The organism is Halapricum desulfuricans (genome assembly GCF_017094465.1).
Taxonomy (GTDB): Archaea; Halobacteriota; Halobacteria; order Halobacteriales; family Haloarculaceae; genus Halapricum.
In genome coordinates this window covers 833,462-851,025 of sequence record NZ_CP064791.1, presented here as the reverse complement: position 1 = coordinate 851,025, position 17,564 = coordinate 833,462, and the positions used below count along the sequence as shown (strand labels likewise).

General features: G+C 65.1%; 9 protein-coding genes. 5 read left to right on the top strand and 4 right to left on the bottom strand.

All coding sequences use genetic code 11. The features are described from left to right. Positions 1-21 precede the first annotated feature (21 nt). Positions 22-1,722, bottom strand: coding sequence for a methyl-accepting chemotaxis protein (locus HSEST_RS04365; protein WP_229122363.1), 1,701 nt, complete (start codon positions 1,720-1,722; stop codon positions 22-24). Positions 1,723-1,904: 182 nt separating this feature from the next. Here HSEST_RS04365 and gltB point away from each other — a divergent pair, with 182 nt between their 5' ends. The 3 genes from gltB (at position 1,905) to HSEST_RS04355 (ending at position 12,246) form a co-directional block, all read left to right on the top strand. After that, positions 1,905-6,473 (top strand): glutamate synthase large subunit, encoded by a 4,569-nt coding sequence (gltB, locus tag HSEST_RS04360; RefSeq protein ID WP_229122359.1) that lies wholly within the window; start codon positions 1,905-1,907, stop codon positions 6,471-6,473. A gap of 269 nt (positions 6,474-6,742) precedes the next feature. Beyond that, on the top strand, positions 6,743-6,868 hold the full coding sequence (locus HSEST_RS14510) for a hypothetical protein (RefSeq protein WP_267491910.1): 126 nt from the start codon (positions 6,743-6,745) through the stop codon (positions 6,866-6,868). Beyond that, a complete protein-coding gene (locus tag HSEST_RS04355) occupies positions 6,865-12,246 on the top strand; it encodes a glucodextranase DOMON-like domain-containing protein (RefSeq protein ID WP_229122357.1) in 5,382 nt (1,793 codons plus the stop codon). Before HSEST_RS14510 ends, HSEST_RS04355 begins: the two co-directional genes overlap by 4 nt. A gap of 39 nt (positions 12,247-12,285) precedes the next feature. On the opposite strand, the gene HSEST_RS04350 is transcribed toward HSEST_RS04355, so the two are convergent. Both HSEST_RS04350 and HSEST_RS04345 read right to left on the bottom strand, forming a co-directional pair. Next, on the bottom strand, positions 12,286-13,731 hold the full coding sequence (locus HSEST_RS04350) for a single-stranded-DNA-specific exonuclease RecJ (RefSeq protein WP_229122356.1): 1,446 nt from the start codon (positions 13,729-13,731) through the stop codon (positions 12,286-12,288). Positions 13,732-13,817: 86 nt separating this feature from the next. Continuing rightward, positions 13,818-15,059 carry an NAD(P)/FAD-dependent oxidoreductase gene (locus tag HSEST_RS04345; protein WP_229122355.1) on the bottom strand — a complete coding sequence of 414 codons (1,242 nt, stop codon included), beginning with the start codon at positions 15,057-15,059 and terminating at the stop codon, positions 13,818-13,820. 192 nt (positions 15,060-15,251) lie between these two features. On the opposite strand from HSEST_RS04345, the gene HSEST_RS04340 reads away from it, so the two are divergent. After that, positions 15,252-15,479, top strand: coding sequence for a hypothetical protein (locus HSEST_RS04340; protein ID WP_229122354.1), 228 nt, complete (start codon positions 15,252-15,254; stop codon positions 15,477-15,479). A gap of 49 nt (positions 15,480-15,528) precedes the next feature. Then, a complete protein-coding gene (locus tag HSEST_RS04335) occupies positions 15,529-16,122 on the top strand; it encodes a DUF6149 family protein (RefSeq protein ID WP_229122352.1) in 594 nt (197 codons plus the stop codon). Between the two features lies 1 nt (position 16,123). Here HSEST_RS04335 and HSEST_RS04330 read toward each other — a convergent pair whose 3' ends face one another. Then, positions 16,124-17,425, bottom strand: coding sequence for an NAD(P)/FAD-dependent oxidoreductase (locus HSEST_RS04330; protein ID WP_229122351.1), 1,302 nt, complete (start codon positions 17,423-17,425; stop codon positions 16,124-16,126). Positions 17,426-17,564 lie beyond the last annotated feature (139 nt).

The window sequence follows — 17,564 nt, the reverse complement described above, 5'->3', positions numbered from 1 at the left end:
CGGGGCGTGATCGCGAACGAATCAGTCGTCAGTACTCGCCACAGACCGCGTCGGTGCCCCGCGGCGACCAGGGTCCGAATCGACGGTGAACGATTCGAGGCGCTCGGCGAGCGTCGCGGCGTCGGTCGACAGGTCCTCGACGGCGCCGGTGACCGTCTGAATGGTCGCCGTCTGCTGTTGGGCCGCCGCCGCGCCGTCCTCGGCTTCGGCGGCTGTCTGCTCGCTGATAGAAGCGACCTCGTCGACCAGATCGACGACTTCGGTCGCCGTCTCGGCCTGATCGTCCGTCGCCGCGCTGATCTCCTGGAGACCGCCGTCGATCTCCTCGACGAGCGAGACGATGTCCTCGAAGTCCCCGACAGCGTCCTCGACAGAGCGAGCCGTCGTGTCGACCTGCTCGGTCATGTCTTCGACGTCGTCGACCGTCGATTCGGAGGTCGCCTGGACTGTCTCGATCCGATCGGAGATATCGCCCGCCGCGTCGGCCGTCTCCCCGGCGAGACCCTTGATCTCCTCGGCGACGACGCCGAATCCCTCCCCGGCCTCGCCAGCGCGTGCGGCCTCAATCGAGGCGTTGAGCGCGAGCATATTCGTCTCGGCGGCGATCTCGTCGATGAAGGCGACGATCTCGTCGATCTCGCGGATCTCCTCGGCCAACTGCTCGACGGCGCTGGCCGTCTCGTCGATCCGCGTTTCGAGGACGCGCAACTCCTCGATGGCCTCGCTGGCGGCGTCCTGACCGGACTGACCGCGCTCGGCGGCCGTACTCGCGGTTCCGGCGACCTCGTCGGCGGAGGCGGCGATCTCCTCGACGGTCGCCGAGAGGTCGTTCATGGCCTCCGAGACGGTACGCAGCTGGTCGGTTTGATCAGCGGCCCCGTCGCTGATCTCCTGGACGGAGCGGGCCACCTCGTCGCTGGCGTCGCTGATCTCCGCGACGCTTTCGTCGACCTCGTCGCTGGCAGTATCGACGCGCTCCGCGAACGCGACGACGTCACCGAGCGTCTCCGCGAGCGTCGTGACCAGCGCGTTGTAGTTGTCGATGACATCCCGGTAGGCGTCGTCGTCGAGCTGGAGGTGGGCTTCGTCGATCGTCGCGGTCAGATCGCCGTCGCGGGCACGCTCGGCAGCGTCGCCGAACGCCGAAACGAGCTCGTCGAGTCCATCTGAGCGACGCTCCAGTCGCTCGGTCATCTCCTGGAGCTCCGTCGTGTACTCGGTGAGACTGTCGTTCATCTCCCGGAGCGACGCGCCGAAATCACCGGGCACGTCCCGATCGAGTACCTCGGCGTCGAACTCCTGACGAGCGAGCGCGTCGGCCTGTCTGGCAACGACGTCCAGGTACGCCTGCATCTCCACGAACTCGTCGGTGAGATCGCCGAGTTCGTCGTCCTGGTCGAGTCGCTGGACGTCCGTCGAGAAGTCACCCTCGGCGATCGCACTCGCATGCGTTTCGAGGCGCTCGATCGGCTCGATCATGTCCCAGCGCGTGATGATGATCGTATTGACGAACGCCACGACGGCAACACCCAACAGGACGAGCACCAGCCCGATCTGCACGAGCCCGCTGGTGAACAGCGAGACGACGACCAGTGATACCGAAATCGAAAACTGGATCACGACGGCAGCGAGGACCTTCCGTTCGACAGACTCGGTGACGCCGATCTGGTCCATCATCCACCAGAGTACAGCCGTATACCGCTCGACGAATGCCGCCTTCATATCCACAGCAACCCAAAGTCAGCCAATAGGTGTATCGCCCCGTTTTCAACATCTGAAAACTGTGGCGCTGGCGTAACGCTCGTTCTACCGGTCGAATTGTATTAGGTGCCTTATTTGGATTTAATAGTCCCTTCCCCCTTGTAGGTCAGCCTCTTATTCGTTCGGTCGACACAGTATAGCACATGAGCCGAAATAGCACACCCGGCGTGGACGGAGATCACAGCCGTGCGCCGGTCACTGATGCGCGCTCGAACTGCGGCGTCGGGGTTGTCATGGACCTCGACGACGGCGGGGGCCCGTGGGTCGTAGGGGACGCACTGGAGTTGCTCGCGAACCTCGAGCACCGAGGGACGACCGGCGCGGAGGAGAACACCGGCGACGGAGCGGGAATCAAGATACAGATTCCACACGCGTTCTTCAGCGAGGAGGTGGACGCGGAACTGCCGGATCCGGGGGCCTACGCCGTCGGGACGATCTTCTTTCCCGAGGCCGACGAGCAACGAGAGCGACTCAAGGCTGTCGTCGAGGAGCAACTCGCCGGCGAGGGACTCGACGTGCTCGCCTGGCGGTCGGTCCCGACGAACAACGACGGGCTCGGCGCGACGGCGCTGGAAAGCGAGCCGGACGTCTGGCAGGTCTTCGTCGAATCCGCGACGGAACGGGCTGACGACGCGTTCGGCCGACAGCTGTACGTCGCCCGTCGCGTGCTGGAAAGTCACGTCGAGGAATCTGATCTCCCGGGTAGCGACCGCTTTTACGTCGTCTCACTCGATCACGAGACCGTCGACTACAAGGGCCTGCTGAAGGCCGGGCAGTTGCCCGAGTACTATCCGGATCTCACCGACGAACGCGTGGGGTCGACGTTCGCGATGGTTCACGCCCGGTTCTCGACGAACACGCTCGGGGCCTGGCATCTCGCACATCCCTACCGGCGGATCGTCCACAACGGCGAGTTCAACACCATTCAGGGCAACATCAACTGGATGCGGGCCCGCGAGACCGATCTCGCGACCGACGCGTTTGTGGACGTGACGCCCGGAGAAGGGTCGGCCATCGAGAAGATCACGCCGATTATCGACGACCCCGAACAGTCCGACACCGCGAGCGTCGACAACGCCTTGGAGTTGCTGCTTCAGGCGGGGCGGGACCTGCCTCACGCTCTCCGAATGTTGATCCCCGAGGCCTGGCGCCACGAGGACAACGATCTCACCGGAACGCGCCGGGAGTTCTACGACTACCACGCCTCGCTGGTCGAACCCTGGGACGGCCCGGCGCTTGTGGCCGCGACCGACGGCAAGCGCGTCGGGGCCGTGCTGGACCGCAACGGGCTTCGACCCGCGCGGTACGACATCCTCGAGGACGACACGCTGGTGATGGCCAGCGAAGCCGGCGCGCTCGAGTACGAACCGGAGGCGATCCGCGAGCGGGGTCGGCTCCAGCCCGGACAGTGTTTCCTGGCCGATCCGGAAGAGGGACGCGTCATCCCCGACGAGGAGGTCTTCGAGGGACTGGTCGAGGACAGATACGGCGAGTGGGTCGACGACGAACAGGTCCAGCTCTCGGCGGTCGCCACCCGCGAGTACGAGACGCGCCACGAGATCGACCGGTTGCGAAACCAGCAGGCGCTGTTCGGCTACACCTACGACGAGGTCGACCACCTGATCGAGCCGATGGCCGAGACCGGCACGGACCCCGTCGGCTCGATGGGCGACGACACGCCGCTGTCGGTGCTCGCCCAGCACAATCGACCGCTCAGCAGCTACTTCAAGCAGCTGTTCGCACAGGTGACGAACCCGCCGCTCGACAACATCCGCGAGGAAGTCGTCACGTCCCTGGAGACCCGTCTCGGCAACCAGCGCAACCTGCTCGCGGAGACGCCCGCCCACGCCCGCCAACTGGTCGCCGACTCGCCGATCCTGACCGACACCGAGACGGCCGCGATCAAATCGCTCGACGCGAACGGGCTGTCGGCGCGCGTGCTCGATGCCACCTTCGGTTCCGATAGGGATCTGGAGACTGCAGTCGAAGACCTCCGGGACGCCGCGACCGAGGCGGCGCGGGACGGAACGGACGTGCTCGTGCTCTCGGATACGGCCGCCGGAGCCGACCGACTCCCCATCCCGAGCCTGCTCGCGGTCGGCGGCGTCCACCACCACCTCGTGCGCAACGGGCTTCGCAACCGGGTCGGACTGGTCGTCGAGTCTGCGGCCCCCCGGACGGTCCACCACCACGCGGCGCTCGTGGGCTACGGTGCGGACGCGATCAACCCGTACCTGGCCTACCGGACGATCGAGGACCTGGTCGCGGGGCCCGAGGGCGCCGACCGGCGGGATGCGATCGAGGCGTACGTCACGGCCCTGGAGGACGGCCTGTTGAAGACGATGGCCAAGATGGGCATCTCGACGCTCGAGAGCTACCAGGGGGCCCAGATCTTCGAGGCCGTCGGGCTCGCCTCGGACTTCGTCGCGGAGTACTTCGAGGGGACGGCGACCCGCACGGAGGGGATCGGGATCGACGAACTGGAGGCCGATCTGCGCGAACGGTTCGCGGTCGCGTTCGAAGACGGGGCCGACATGGAACGCCAGGGCGAGTTCGAGTTCCGCTCGGGCGGGATCCACCACCAGTGGAACCCCGAGACGACGGGCACGCTCCAGCAGGCCGTCCGGACGGGCGATTACGAGACCTACGAGGAGTTCGCCGCGACGATCAACGAGCAAGACGAGACGCTCCAGACGCTGCGCGGACTCCTGGCGTTCGACACCGACGCCCGCGCGTCGATCCCGATCGAGGACGTCGAGCCCGTCGAGGACATCGTCGAGCGCTTCGAGACGGCGGCCATGTCGCTGGGCTCGATCTCCCCGGAAGCCCACGAGAACCTCGCGAAGGCGATGAACCGTATCGGTGCACACTCGAATACGGGCGAGGGCGGCGAGCCGCCCGAGCGATTCGACACCGAGACGGGCTCGAAGACCAAGCAGGTCGCGTCGGGGCGGTTCGGCGTCACCTCGGCGTACCTCTCGGCGGCCGAGGAACTGCAGATCAAGATGGCACAGGGATCGAAACCCGGCGAGGGCGGCCACCTTCCCGGCAAGAAGGTCAACGAGATGATCGCCGACATCCGCCACGCGACGCCCGGCGTCGGGCTCATCTCGCCGCCGCCCCAGCACGACATCTACTCCATCGAGGACCTCAAGCAGTTGATCCACGACCTCAAGGCGGGCAACCCCGAGGCGGACGTCAACGTCAAACTCGTCGCCGAAGACGGCATCGGGACGATCGCGGCCGGCGTCGCGAAGGCCAACGCCGACGTGGTTCACATCTCGGGTCGCTCGGGCGGGACCGGCGCCTCGCCCAAGACGTCGATCAAGAACGCGGGCCTCCCCTGGGAACTGGGGCTCGCCGAGGCCAACCGGATGCTCCGGGCAACTGGGCTGCGCTCGCGGATCACGGTCACGACCGACGGCGGGCTGAAGACCGGCCGGGACGTGGCCGTTGCCGCGTTACTCGGCGCGGAAGGGTACGTCTTCGGTACCGCGCCGCTCGTCACGGAGGGCTGTGTGATGGCCCGCCAGTGTCACGAGAACACCTGTCCGGTCGGCGTGGCGACCCAGAAGGAGGAGCTGCGCGAGCGGTTCCCCGGCCAGCCCGATCACGTCATCAACTACATGACGTTCATCGCCCGGGAGCTGCGGGAGATCATGGCCGAACTCGGGTTCGCCGAACTGGACGAGATGATCGGCCGCGCCGAGCTGCTCGCCCAGCGTGACGACGTCGATCACCCCAAGGCACAGCACCTGGACCTCTCGGCGATCACCGACCCGCCCGCCGGGACGGACGACCGGATCAAGACCCGCGAGCAGACCCACGACGTCGACGACCAGCTCGACTGGGACGTCCTCGAGGCGATCGGTGACGCCGTCGAGACGGGGCGGCCGGTCGCGCTCGACGGCACGGTCGACAACGTCGATCGGGCGGTCGGGGCGACGATCTCGAACCGCGTCTCGCGAGCGCACGGCCCCGAGGGGTTGCCCGACGATACGATTCAGCTCGATTTCGGCGGGACTGCCGGGCAGAGCTTCGGCGCCTTCCTCGCGAGTGGAGTCACGATGTCGCTGACCGGGACCGGGAACGACTACGTCGGCAAGGGCCTGTCTGGCGGAAAACTGATCGTCGAGACGCCGGATAGTGCGTCCTACGATCCGGCCGAAAACGTCGTCGTCGGCAACGTCGGGTTGTACGGCGCGACTGGTGGCGAGGCCTACGTCAACGGGATGGCCGGCGAGCGATTCGCGGTTCGCAACTCCGGCGTAACAGGCGTCGTCGAAGGCGTCGGTGACCACGGCTGTGAGTACATGACCGGCGGCGCGATCGCCGTGCTCGGTGAGACCGGCAAGAACTTCGCCGCGGGTATGTCCGGCGGGATCGCATACGTCTACGACCCGGACGACGAGTTCCCGGAGCGGGCGAACACTGAGATGACATCGCTCTCCGGACAGCTCAAGCGCGCCGACCGGCGGCTGCTCCGGCGGCTCGTCGAGAACCACGCCGAGTACACGGACTCGGCGCGCGCGAAGGAGTTGCTCGAAGACTGGGAGTCAGCGCTGGACGCGTTCGTGCGTGTCCTCCCCGAGGCATACGCCAAAGCCATCGAGTCGCGGCCGGACGACGACGTCCGGACCGACCTGCCCGCGCCGGCGACCACGGAGACTGGAAGCCGATCGGAGGATATCACGGCTGCGTCTGACGATTGAGGGCGTGCACGACTTCCCGCACGCCCGCGGACTCGTTTACGGCAGGTACAGGCGAGAATAGTGGCCGTGCAGTGATATGAACGTGTGATCTCATAGCGAAACGTTCACTATCGACGGTTGCCAAGCGCTGGCACGGAACCGGACCCCGCGACCGCGTCGGGATCGAGACAAGCCCCTGCTTTAGGGTGACTTTTCTTGTTGCGCCTGCATCCGTGATGAAGAAGAACATAATCTTTTTAGATGTGACGCCAGACGTTGTGTGCGTACGTATGGATATCTCAGTTCCGGGCCGGCAGGGCAGTGCGGAGAGGCAGTCGGGGACCGAACATGCAGGCGAGTTCCGCAACGGCGGCCGGGTCGCGCTGGGATCGTCCATCGTGGTTACTCAATCATGAAACGAAGAGAATATCTCACAGGACTTGCAGGGGTCGGAGCACTTTCGGCGGTTGGACAGACAAACGCTCAGTCGGACGTTCGTCGGCTGAGCCTCGCCAGCGCGGTCGGGGACGACACGTATCACCCGGGGCCACCGCGGTTCGGACAGGTCGGACAGAAGTTCTACGACGCGATGTTCACGACGTTCACGAACTTCCACGCCGGCGGGAAGGACCGTGACAACTTCGCGCCACGGATCGTCGGCGAACCGCAGCAGGATCCGGAGAATTACGACGCCGAGAACTTCTCGTGGTCACTGACGGAGAGTCCGGAGGACAGCTCCGCGGCGCTCGAATACGCTCCGTCGGACGAATCCGACGGGGAGACGTTCGAGCAGTACGATACGGGCGATCAGAACGTCGTCGAGTTCGCGCCGGACGTGCCCGGCCGGTACGTCCTCGAACTCACGGGTCCGGACGGCAACACCTACGAGCAGCTGCTGCACATCTTCCCGGAGAACGGCGATCAGGGCGGCCCGCCGCGGGTCGCGATCGAGGGCCACTACGACAGCGACAACAGCGAGTTCGTCCTCGAATCGAACCCGGAACTCGCGCCCAACAGCACGATGGCGACCGCCGACCTGGTCGTCGAATGGCTCGCCGACGGCCGTGACGCCCTCTCGACGGAAGACATCGCAGTTGGCGACGGGACGGATTCCTGGACGGCGCGGATTCCCAAGAGCGCGCTCGGCGGCGAGACCGCTCGCGTCCACGCGGCACCCTGGGATACGAACGCGCACGGCTACACCGACACCGTCGTCCTCGACCCGCAGAACGAGGCCATCGAGTATCCCAACCGGCCGCCGGAGTGGATCCACGACGGGATCATGTACGAGATCTTCCCGCGATCGTTCATGGGCCCGCCGGAGGACGGCGAGTGGCCGACCCATAACTCCAACGCGAACTTCAGCAGCTTCCAGGAGAAGCTGGATTACCTCGAAGAACTGAACGTCGACGTGATCTGGTTCACGCCGACGGTGCCCTCCGAGAGTGGTAACTGGAAGCGCCAGAACTTCGACGAGTGGTCCGGAGAGGGCAACCGGTTCAAGTACGTCGGCGGCGGTCCGCACGGCTACGACGCGCTGTCGTACTTCCAGAAGGCCGAGGACCTCACCTCCGAGTACACCTTCAGCGACTACGTCGACGAACCGTGGCCCTGGGAAGACGGCTACGACCCCGAGAACAACGCCCGCCAGGCCGCTCGCGAGAGCGCGATGGCCGAGTTCCAGGAGTTCCTGGAGGCCGCCCATCAGAAGGACATCAACGTCTGCATCGACTTCGTCATCAACCACGGCGGTCGCCACCATCCGTTCTTCCAGGACACGATCGCCAGCCTGAGCGAGACGCGACCGTCCGGATGGACCTACAGGGGCATCGCCGAGAACGACAGCAGTTCGAAGTACTTCGACTGGTTCGCCCGCAAGGACGCCCCGAACACGACCGCCGACGGGGATATCGTCGATCCCGCGCCGGCGATGACCGGCTTCGCGGGGCTGCGCGTGATGCCCCAGTGGAACTACGGCAACGTCGCGCTGCGCGAGCACATCCTCGCGGCGGCCGAGCACTGGGCGGAGATGGGCGTCGACGCCTTCCGGTGTGACATCGCCTACGGCGTACCACACAGCTTCTGGAAGGAAGTTCGGGAAGCGGTACGCGAGCACAACAGCGAGTTTATGATGCTCGACGAGACCATCCCGAACGATCCCAGCTTCGCCGAAAACGAGTTCGACATGCACTTCGACACGTCGGGCTTCATGAAGAGCGGCGGCCAGGGAGTCGTCAACGGCGGCGACCCGATGGATCTGTACGACATCGTTGCGAACCGCAAAAACGAGGGGTGGCCCGACCACACGCTGTTGGCCAACTCGACGGAGAACCACGACGAGCAGCGGCTCTACAAGATCGCTCGTGACGGGGCCCGCGACGACCCCGCCAAGGCCCAGCGTGCGGTCTGGGCGGCCGGAGTCGCTCTCCCTGGGATACCGTTTATCTACTACGGCCAGGAACGGCTGATCACCGAGAACGGCCACCAGCGCTACGACTACAACGGCGAAGGCAACGATCCGCGTGCCGGTGACGTCGGTCCGGAGAACTACAAGCGTGCGTTCATGAACTGGGAGGAGAACGGCGACGACGTGCCAGCCGAGCACCTCCAGTTCTACAAGGACGTCACCCAGCTGTACAAAGACGAGGATATCCTCAAGCCCGACGCCGACATGCAGAAGACGTGGTTCCAGTCCGACGACAGTGTGCTCGTGTTCGGTCGGTCGATGGAGACCGACGAGGGCACTGAGAACGTCGTCGTGATGGTCCACTTCGACCCGGGCACGGCGCAGGTCGATCTGCTGCCGGGCACCTCGACGACGAACCGCTTCGCCGGCGATCCGGCCGGCGAGAACATCGGCGTCGACAACGACACCGAGGGCGTCACCGTCGAGTTCGACACGCTGGCCGTCGTCGAGACGGACACGCTGTTCAGCGTTGGCGACCGAATCGCCCAGTTCGACGAGGGCACCGGCGACGACAACGGACCCGGATCGTACACGTACCCGACAGGCGACGCCTACGGCGAGGGCGCGTTCGACATGTCCGGGTTCACGATCCACACGACGGCCGACAGCGTCCAGTTCCGGGCGCCGATCGCCGGCGATCTGACGAACCCCGAAGGGTACGCCGGCGGCATCACGGCACAGCACCTGCAGATCTACCTGCAGAACCCCGAAGCCGAGAACGGAGCGACCGAGGGTCGGGCCGGAACGAACGTTACCTTCGAGGCACCCTATCAGTACCGGCTGGTCGCCGACGGCGAGAACGGTGCCCGCGTCGAGGATCACGAGGGCAACGTCGTGGCCGAAGGGTCGGTCATGGCCAACGGGGTCGCCGACGAGATCGTCGTCGAGATACCCAAGACCGCCATTGAGGGCGGGATCCGCTCGTACTACGTCGCGCCGCTGATGCTCGGGTACCACCCCGACGGCGAGGGCAACGTCATGCCCGTGCAGGCCGAGGCAGGCTCGAACGCCTTCGGCGGCGCCGAGACGCCGGGGCAGGCCCCGCGAGTCATCGATATGGTCGTGCCCGAGACCAGTACACAGTCCGACGCGCTGGCATATTCGTCCGACGCGAAGGCAACGCTGCCGTACACGTCGCTGGCGTCGGAGTTCGAGATTGCCGGACGCGCAAACGACGAGACCGGCGACGACAACGGTCCCGGCAACTTCCAGTATCCGGACGCGCCGGAAGGTGATTTCTACGAGGGTATGTGGGATATCACGAACGTCAATATCTATGAGAGCCGGTCCCGCGCACGCTTCGAGTACACCATGGCAACGGAGATGCAGAACGTCTGGAGCCTCAACGGGATCTCCCAGCAGTTCCCACAGGTGTACCTCCGCGATCCCGAGGCCGGCGACGACCAGCCCACGTCCACGGAAGGGCGCAACGGGATGAACGTCAACTTCGCCGAACCGTATCACTACCGCGTGGTCGTCCACGGTGAGGGGACCGCACAGGTCGAGAACGCCAACGGCGAGGTCGTCAGCTCCGACGTGAACCTCGCAGTCGACGGGACGGACATCCGCTTTGACTTCCCGATGGACGCCATCGGCGGCTCCCCGCGAGGGATGGATATCGCCGCGCTGGTCGCACCGTACGACGGCTTCGGGACCGGCGGCGTCCGCCAGAGCTTCGCCAGCCAGCCCGGCGAGTACACGATCGGTACCAGCGGCGAGCCGACCGAGACCGCGCCGCACGTCATGGACATGGTCACGCCCGCCGGTACGATCCAGGCGCAGGCGCTGGCCTACACCGCGGATGCGAAGGCACAGATCCCGCTCGCAAGCTGGGACGGCGTCTACAAGATCCAGCAGGGGATCGGTTCGATCTCCGATCCGGAAGGCGACGACTTCGGTCCGGGTTCCTACACCTACCCGGCGAACCTCGAGAAGGGGCAGTTCGACGTCACGAACGTCAACATTGAGAGCAAGGCACAAGAATGGACGTTCACCGCCACGATGGGCGTCCAGAAGAACCAATTCGGCAACGACGCCGGCTTCAGTTCTCAGGTCATCCAGGTGTACATCCAGGATCCGAACGCGCCGGAAGACGCGCCGACAAGCACGGAAGGAACTGCTGGCACCGTCTCACAGTTCCAGGAGCCGTATCACTACGTTGCCCATATCCAGGCCGGCAGTGCTCGCCTCGAAGACGCCAACGGGAACGCTATCGTCGAGGAAATCCCGGCCTCGGGAGATACCGAGAACAACACGATCACGTTCGGCATTCCGAAATCGCCGATCAACACCGAGGACATCACGCAGCTGAAAACCGCGATGATGGTGTTCAGCCAGGACGGCTTCGGTGAGAACGGCATCCGCCAGGGCATCAACCCCGGCGAGGCCGGTGATTGGAACTTCGGCGGTGGAAAAGAAGGAGCGCTTGAGAGCGCACCCCGCGTGATCGATCTGGTCGGGCCCGACAACGTGGTCGATCAGGAGAGTTCGCTCTCCTACAGCGAAGGATCGCCGCCGCTCATCCCGCTGTACACTATCCAGACGCTGGTTTCCGGCCAGCCCCCGGGTGGTGGCCTGCAAGCCATCGCCGCGCCCGGTCCGACGGTCTTCGGCGGTGTCGAGGCTTCTCTCGACGCCTCGAAATCCAAGGATCCGGACGGTCAGGAACTGACATTCCAGTGGGAGCAGACGGCCGGCCCCGACGTCCAGGAATTCAACAGTACGGACACGGCACAGCCGACGTTCATCGCTCCCGATGTCGAAGAGGAGACGACACTGGAATTCACGGTCACAGTGTCCGATCCGGACGACAACGAAGCGACGGGAACGACGACGGCGACAGTTCTCCCGCAGTCGGCAAACGACGCGCCGATCGCCGACGCCGGCGATGACAAGAACACGAAACCGGGTAACACCGTCTCGCTGCAGTCGGTCGACTCCGAGGACCCCAACGGTGGGACGCTCTCCTACCACTGGGAGCAGACAGGCGGTACTCCCGAAGTCGACCTGGTCGGTGCGGACAGTTCCGGCGCAGCCTTCAACGCGCCGGACGTCGACAGTGAGACGACGCTGACCTTCGAACTCACCGTCGACGACGGCCAGGGCAAGACGGCGACCGACACTGTCAACGTCACTATCTCGCCCGCCGACGGCGGCAGTGGTACGACGACCGAGTCCGGCGACGGATTCGGCCCCGGCTTCGGCGTCGTCAGCGGTGCGCTGGGCACCGCCGGTGGTGTCGCCTACGCCGCCAAATCGCTGCTCGGTGACGACGACCCCGCACAGCCTGAAGACGTCGCTGTCGAGGACGTCGAAGACGAGGAATAAGCGACGCGTCGCCGCCCGATATTTTTTCCTGTCGCTGCGTTAGTCGAGTTGGTCACCGACGATCCGGTCGGCAGCATCGAGAAACGCTTCCTCGTGTCCGTCCGGGATCGTCGCGCCGGCAGCGACGTCGTGCCCGCCGCCGTCGCCGTCGACGGCCCGGGACGCTTCGCGCATGACGACCGATAGATCCAGTCCCTGCCCGACGAGCACGCCCGTGCCGCGGGCGGACACCTTCAACTCGCCGTCACTTTTCCGGGCGAACGCGACGATCGGCTTCGACCGCGAGACGCCCTCGTTGCCGAGCGCCATACCCGCGACGATGCCGACGATCGTCTCCCGGATCCGATCGTCCGCGTTGAAATATTGGACGTGTTCGCGCTGCTCGACACCCTGCTGGGTCACCCAGTCGATCCCCTCCGAGAGATTGCGTCGGTGGTTCGCAAGGAGTCGTCGGGCGCGTTCGAGCGGCTCGCCACGCTCGCCCAGACAGACCGCGAGGCCGACATCGGCCCGCTCGTAGCGCGCCGTCGCGTTCAACAGCGTCGAGAACTCGCTTGCGTCCCTGAGTTCAGTCCCCTCCGGCTCGTTCGGGAATGTGTAGGTCGTCGCGACCAGCCGGTCGATCTTCTCGGCAGGGACGCCACGGGAGACCGCTCGCTGGACGAGCGCACTTGCAAGGGTCTGGCGTTCCCCGTCGGAGAGATCGACCCACCGTCGCCAGTCGCCGTCAGAACGAAGATCGAGTCCGAGATCCTCCAGAAACGCGATCGCGCCGGACTCGTCGTTGGATATGCCGGGGATGTGTACGTCGCTGGCATATTCAAGCAGTTTCGGTAGCGGCCGCGTCTGTTTGCCGTATAGCGACAGATCGCGAGCCTCGGTGACGACACCGGCATCGACGCCGTCGGCGACGACCCGCTCGTTCGCGCCGCGTAGCTCCCCGCCCGTCGCTTGCATATCTCCGACGGCACCGACGACAGCCAGGGCGGCGAGATCGCGGTTCCGGTCGCCACCTAGCGCACGTGCGAGCACGTAGCTGGCGCCCGCGCCCGACAACTCCGAGGCGCCGTCGATACCTTCGAGCAGCGGGTTGAGGTGCCACGCGAAGTCCCCGTACCCGTCGGTGTCCTCGAATCCGGGGGCGCAGTCGCCCGCGTCCGACGGCTGGTGGTGATCGGCGATCACGGCCTCGAAGTCACCGTCGTCGACGTGCTGGCTGATCACGTCCAACTGGCCGCTCCCGAAGTCGGTGAACAGGACCGTCTCGTACTCCATCGCCGCGATTGAGGCAATCTCCTCGGCGTCGAGCTGTTTCTTGAAGACCACCTCGTGTGCCAGTCCGGCACGTTCGAGCGCCGTCGAAGCGATCGCTGCGCTCGTCAATCCGTCCGCGTCGATATGCGAGGCCAGCAGGACCTCCTCGGCCGTCAGTAATCGATCGGCACAGGCCTGCGCACGCGCGTCGAGTTCCGGAACCGGTCCCATCGCCTAGCAGTTGGGACGGTATCGGATAAAAACGTCCGGACGTCAGTCGGTGATCAAACGGCCCACCGCCAGCAGCGTCAAATGGGCTACTCGATCGCCGATGGCGCCAGCGCGTCCAGGTCGACGTCTTTCTCAAGTAGTTTCTCTTTCTGATCGGCGACGGGTCGCTCCTGGCGGATGATCTTCTTGAACGTGCTCTGCTGGGAAAGGTCCCCGATCAGCACGCCGCCGACGAGCTTGCCGTTCTTGAACGTGAGCCGGCGCCACTCGCTTTCGGAGTACTTGCGTTCGGCGTCCGAGTCGCCGATCGTCGGATGACCGAACGAGAGAAACGGGAAGTCGAAGTGCGTGATCGAGTAGGAGGGGACGTACCGGAACTCCTTGGTCGTGTCGTCGGTGGCCATATTCGTCCCGGCGACGACGCCCTGCTCTTTCGCCGAGCCCCACGCACCGTTCTGCGTGCGGTCTTCGAGGATCACGTCGTAGTATTCCGTGATGTCGCCGGCGGCATAGATGTCCTCGACGTTCGTCTGCATGTGTTGATCGACCAGGACGCCGTCCTCGACGTCGATCGGCGTCCCCTCGAGGAACTCGGTGTTGTAGTCGAGCCCGACAGCGATTCCGACGAAGTCCGTTTCGTGGGTGACGCCGTTCGTGTCGACGACGCCGCTGACGTGGCCGCTGTCGTCGACTTCGAAGTAATCGAGACCGCTCTCGAAGACCGGCTCGACACCGATATTCTCGAGGGCGTCGTGGATGATCTCCGCACCGTCGGAACTCAGCGCATACCGCCACCAGCGGTTGCCACGCATGAGGTACTTGGCGTCGACGCCCTGTGCCCCACAGATTGCCGCCAGATCGATCCCGAGCAGCCCCGCCCCGATGACGATACCCGTCTCGGCCTCGGCAGCGTGTTCCCGGATCTCGCGTGCGTCCTGGAACGTCCAGAAGTGATGGATCCCCTCGGCGTCAGCGTTCTCGACGGGCAGCTGAATCGGCGTCCCCCCCGTGGCGATCAGCAGCTTGTCGTAGCCATACGTGCCGCTGTCGTAGGTATGGACGACCTTGTCCGCGGTATCGACGCCGGTGACGTGCGTGTTCAGTTCGAGGTCGATATCCCGGTCGTCGTACCAGCCGGGCTCGTGGATCGACACCGGTGCTTCGGGCAACTTGCCCTTGGCGAACTCCTTGATCAGGATCCGGTTGTACAGCGCCTCACCCTCTTCGGTGATGACGGTGACGTCGGCGTCCGGATCCGTCTCTCGGATCGTCTCGGCCGCCGAACTCCCCGCGATGCCGTCGCCGAGGATCACGTGCGACGTGGTCATGCACTCTCGTTCGGGTCGAGCATTAATGTGGGTTGTTATCTCCCAGATCCCATACCTGGCAGGCCGGAGAACCCTTCGTCACCGTCGCTGTGGTCAGATCCGGTGTCGACCGAAAGAGAGCTATAGCATGATAAATACAGGAAGATACTGCGTGTACAAACGTTCTTCAGTCTCGCGCTCGTATCGGAAGGCATGCGCGACACGATCAAACAGATGAGCGGGTTGGACCGATTCAGCCGACGGCTGATCGCGCTCGGCATGACACTCGTCGTCGGCAGTCTCGCCCTCGCCGGCTGGCTGGTGTTCAGTGGCGAGCTCGTAACCGGATTGTCGCTGCTGCTGTACGTCGTCGTCGGGACACTGCTCGCGGCGATCGGCTTCTCGCCGGGCGTCGGGGCCGGACCGAATCAGCGCGCCTGACCTGCCGGAGACGCCGCGTTCAAGGGGATACAGTCCGTATCCGGCGTCGATGAAGATCCAGCAGAACGTCCGCCACTGGGCCGCCAAACAGGCGCTGACCATGCCCGTCGTCGGCGAGTACGCCATCGACAAACTCGTCGACATCCACACGTCTGTCTTCCTGGATCGGGCCGCCGAAGACCACAGGGACGACCGCCGCGAGTACCTCGACGCCTTCTTCGAGGCGACGATGGACACCTACGTCGCCGCCCTAGAGGACAGCTATCCCGAAGCCGAGGCCCGCGAGATCACCCACATCCAGGCCAACTTCGCCTTCTACAACCACGGCTGGACCGAGATGATGGAGTTCCCCAGCGACGAACTCGACGTGCATTACGATCGCTACGCCGAGTTCTTCGAATCTCACGACATCGCGATCGAGGATCCGCTCGGGGAATTCACACCCGAGGACGGGCTCCCGAGCGCCCCGTCGACGCCCGAGCGACTCGAGGAACCCGAGCACCCCTACGCCGAGGGCGGGTTCGCCGACGACGTCTACGTCGAGACCGGCGACGGCGAACTCGTGGTCGGGGGCGGCGAGGAACCCGACGAGGTCGACGTCGAGGCCGCGCCGGGTGTAGACGAGGAAAAGATCGAAGGATGAGTTACTCCTCAATCAGGTCCGCACACGCGTAGCCGGCCTCGATCGCGCCGTCGAGCGAGCGTTCGGGGTACTGCGCCCGCGAGGCCATCCCGGCGTAGTAGACGCCCTCGGCGATTTCCTCGCCCAGATCGTAGGGCACGACCATATCGAGATAGCCGCGCTCGTAGACGGGGGCCGTCCGAGGATTGCGAGCGATCTCCAGCCAGTTGACCGACTCCCGGTCAAACTGCGGGAACAGGCCGGCGACGCCGTCGAGCCACAGCTGTTCGACCTCGTCGTCGCTTGCCTGCCACAGCTGCTCGTCGTAGTCCTGGACGTAACTCGCCAGGTAGTAGAGGTGCTCGCCGCCGTAGCGCTCCTCGGGAATGAAGTTCGTGTGCTCGATGAGGACGCCGAAGGGAGCGTCGTCGATGAGATTCAGCCAGTAGGTGTCGGTCAGCGACTCCTCGAGCGAGAGGACCCCACAGACGGTGCCCTGGAAGTCGATCTCGCAGGGATAGCCCGTCAAGTCTTCGAGGACGTTCGGCATCGCGGCGACGACGGCCGCGTCAACCACGTGGGTGGCCGTGCCGTCGTCAGTTTCGATGGTCAGCGAGTCAACGGTGCCGTCGCTGGTCGCCAGATCGGTGACGCGTGCGCCGGTCGTGATGTTCTCGCGGCCGACGGCCTCGACCAGTGCGTCAAGCAGGCGGCCAAAACTCCCCTCGACGTAGCCCAGTTGCTCGCCACGCAGGAGGTCACGCTCCCCGCGGAACTTGACCCGCCCCAGCAGCCAGGCCGCCGAAACGTCCTCCTTCCGGGAGCCGAATTTGGCGTCGAGCAGCGGTTCCCAGAAGTACTCGTAGACTCCGCGGGTGGTGTGTTCGAGCAGGAACTCCTTGATGGGGACGTCCTCGAAGTCTTCGAGGTTCTCGTAGGTATCCGTCCGCGGTTTCCAGCCGCGGACGTCGATCTCGCTGACGAGCATCCCCAGCCGGAACTTGTCGTAAAAGCTCAGATGCGGGTAGGCGAGGATCTCCCAGGGTTTGTCCATCGGGTGGACCTGCCCCTCGACGTAGAAGGCGTCGGACTTGTAGCGCCACTCGATCTCGACGCCGAGCTCCGCGGCGAGTTCGAGGATCGTCCCCTCGGATTTCGAGAGATGATGATAGTACTTCTCGATGGGATCGCCCGCGGTCTCGTAGGTGGCCGCGAGCCCGCCCAGCTGCTCGCTCGCCTCGAAGACCCGGACCTCGTGGCCGCGCTGCTGGAGGCGATAGGCGGCCGCGAGGCCGGCGATCCCACCGCCGACGACACCGATCATATCCCGAGTTCTGCGGTGGCGCGAATAGGCTTTTTCATACAGGGACGGTGCGACAACCGCGGTCGATCAAGGAGGGGGCTCAATCCACCGATTACAGCGTTTGATAGCGGGCAGCGAACTCTTTTGCGGTCGTGTCTGT

Coding starts and splice junctions, on each gene's coding strand:
- HSEST_RS04330 (WP_229122351.1), bottom strand. CDS start 17,425: ATGATCGGTGTCGTCGGCGGTGGGATCGCCGGCCTCGCGGCCGCCTAT.
- HSEST_RS14510 (WP_267491910.1), top strand. CDS start 6,743: ATGGATATCTCAGTTCCGGGCCGGCAGGGCAGTGCGGAGAGGCAGTCG.
- HSEST_RS04350 (WP_229122356.1), bottom strand. CDS start 13,731: ATGGGACCGGTTCCGGAACTCGACGCGCGTGCGCAGGCCTGTGCCGAT.
- HSEST_RS04345 (WP_229122355.1), bottom strand. CDS start 15,059: ATGACCACGTCGCACGTGATCCTCGGCGACGGCATCGCGGGGAGTTCG.
- HSEST_RS04365 (WP_229122363.1), bottom strand. CDS start 1,722: ATGAAGGCGGCATTCGTCGAGCGGTATACGGCTGTACTCTGGTGGATG.
- HSEST_RS04355 (WP_229122357.1), top strand. CDS start 6,865: ATGAAACGAAGAGAATATCTCACAGGACTTGCAGGGGTCGGAGCACTT.
- HSEST_RS04340 (WP_229122354.1), top strand. CDS start 15,252: ATGCGCGACACGATCAAACAGATGAGCGGGTTGGACCGATTCAGCCGA.
- HSEST_RS04335 (WP_229122352.1), top strand. CDS start 15,529: ATGAAGATCCAGCAGAACGTCCGCCACTGGGCCGCCAAACAGGCGCTG.
- gltB (WP_229122359.1), top strand. CDS start 1,905: ATGAGCCGAAATAGCACACCCGGCGTGGACGGAGATCACAGCCGTGCG.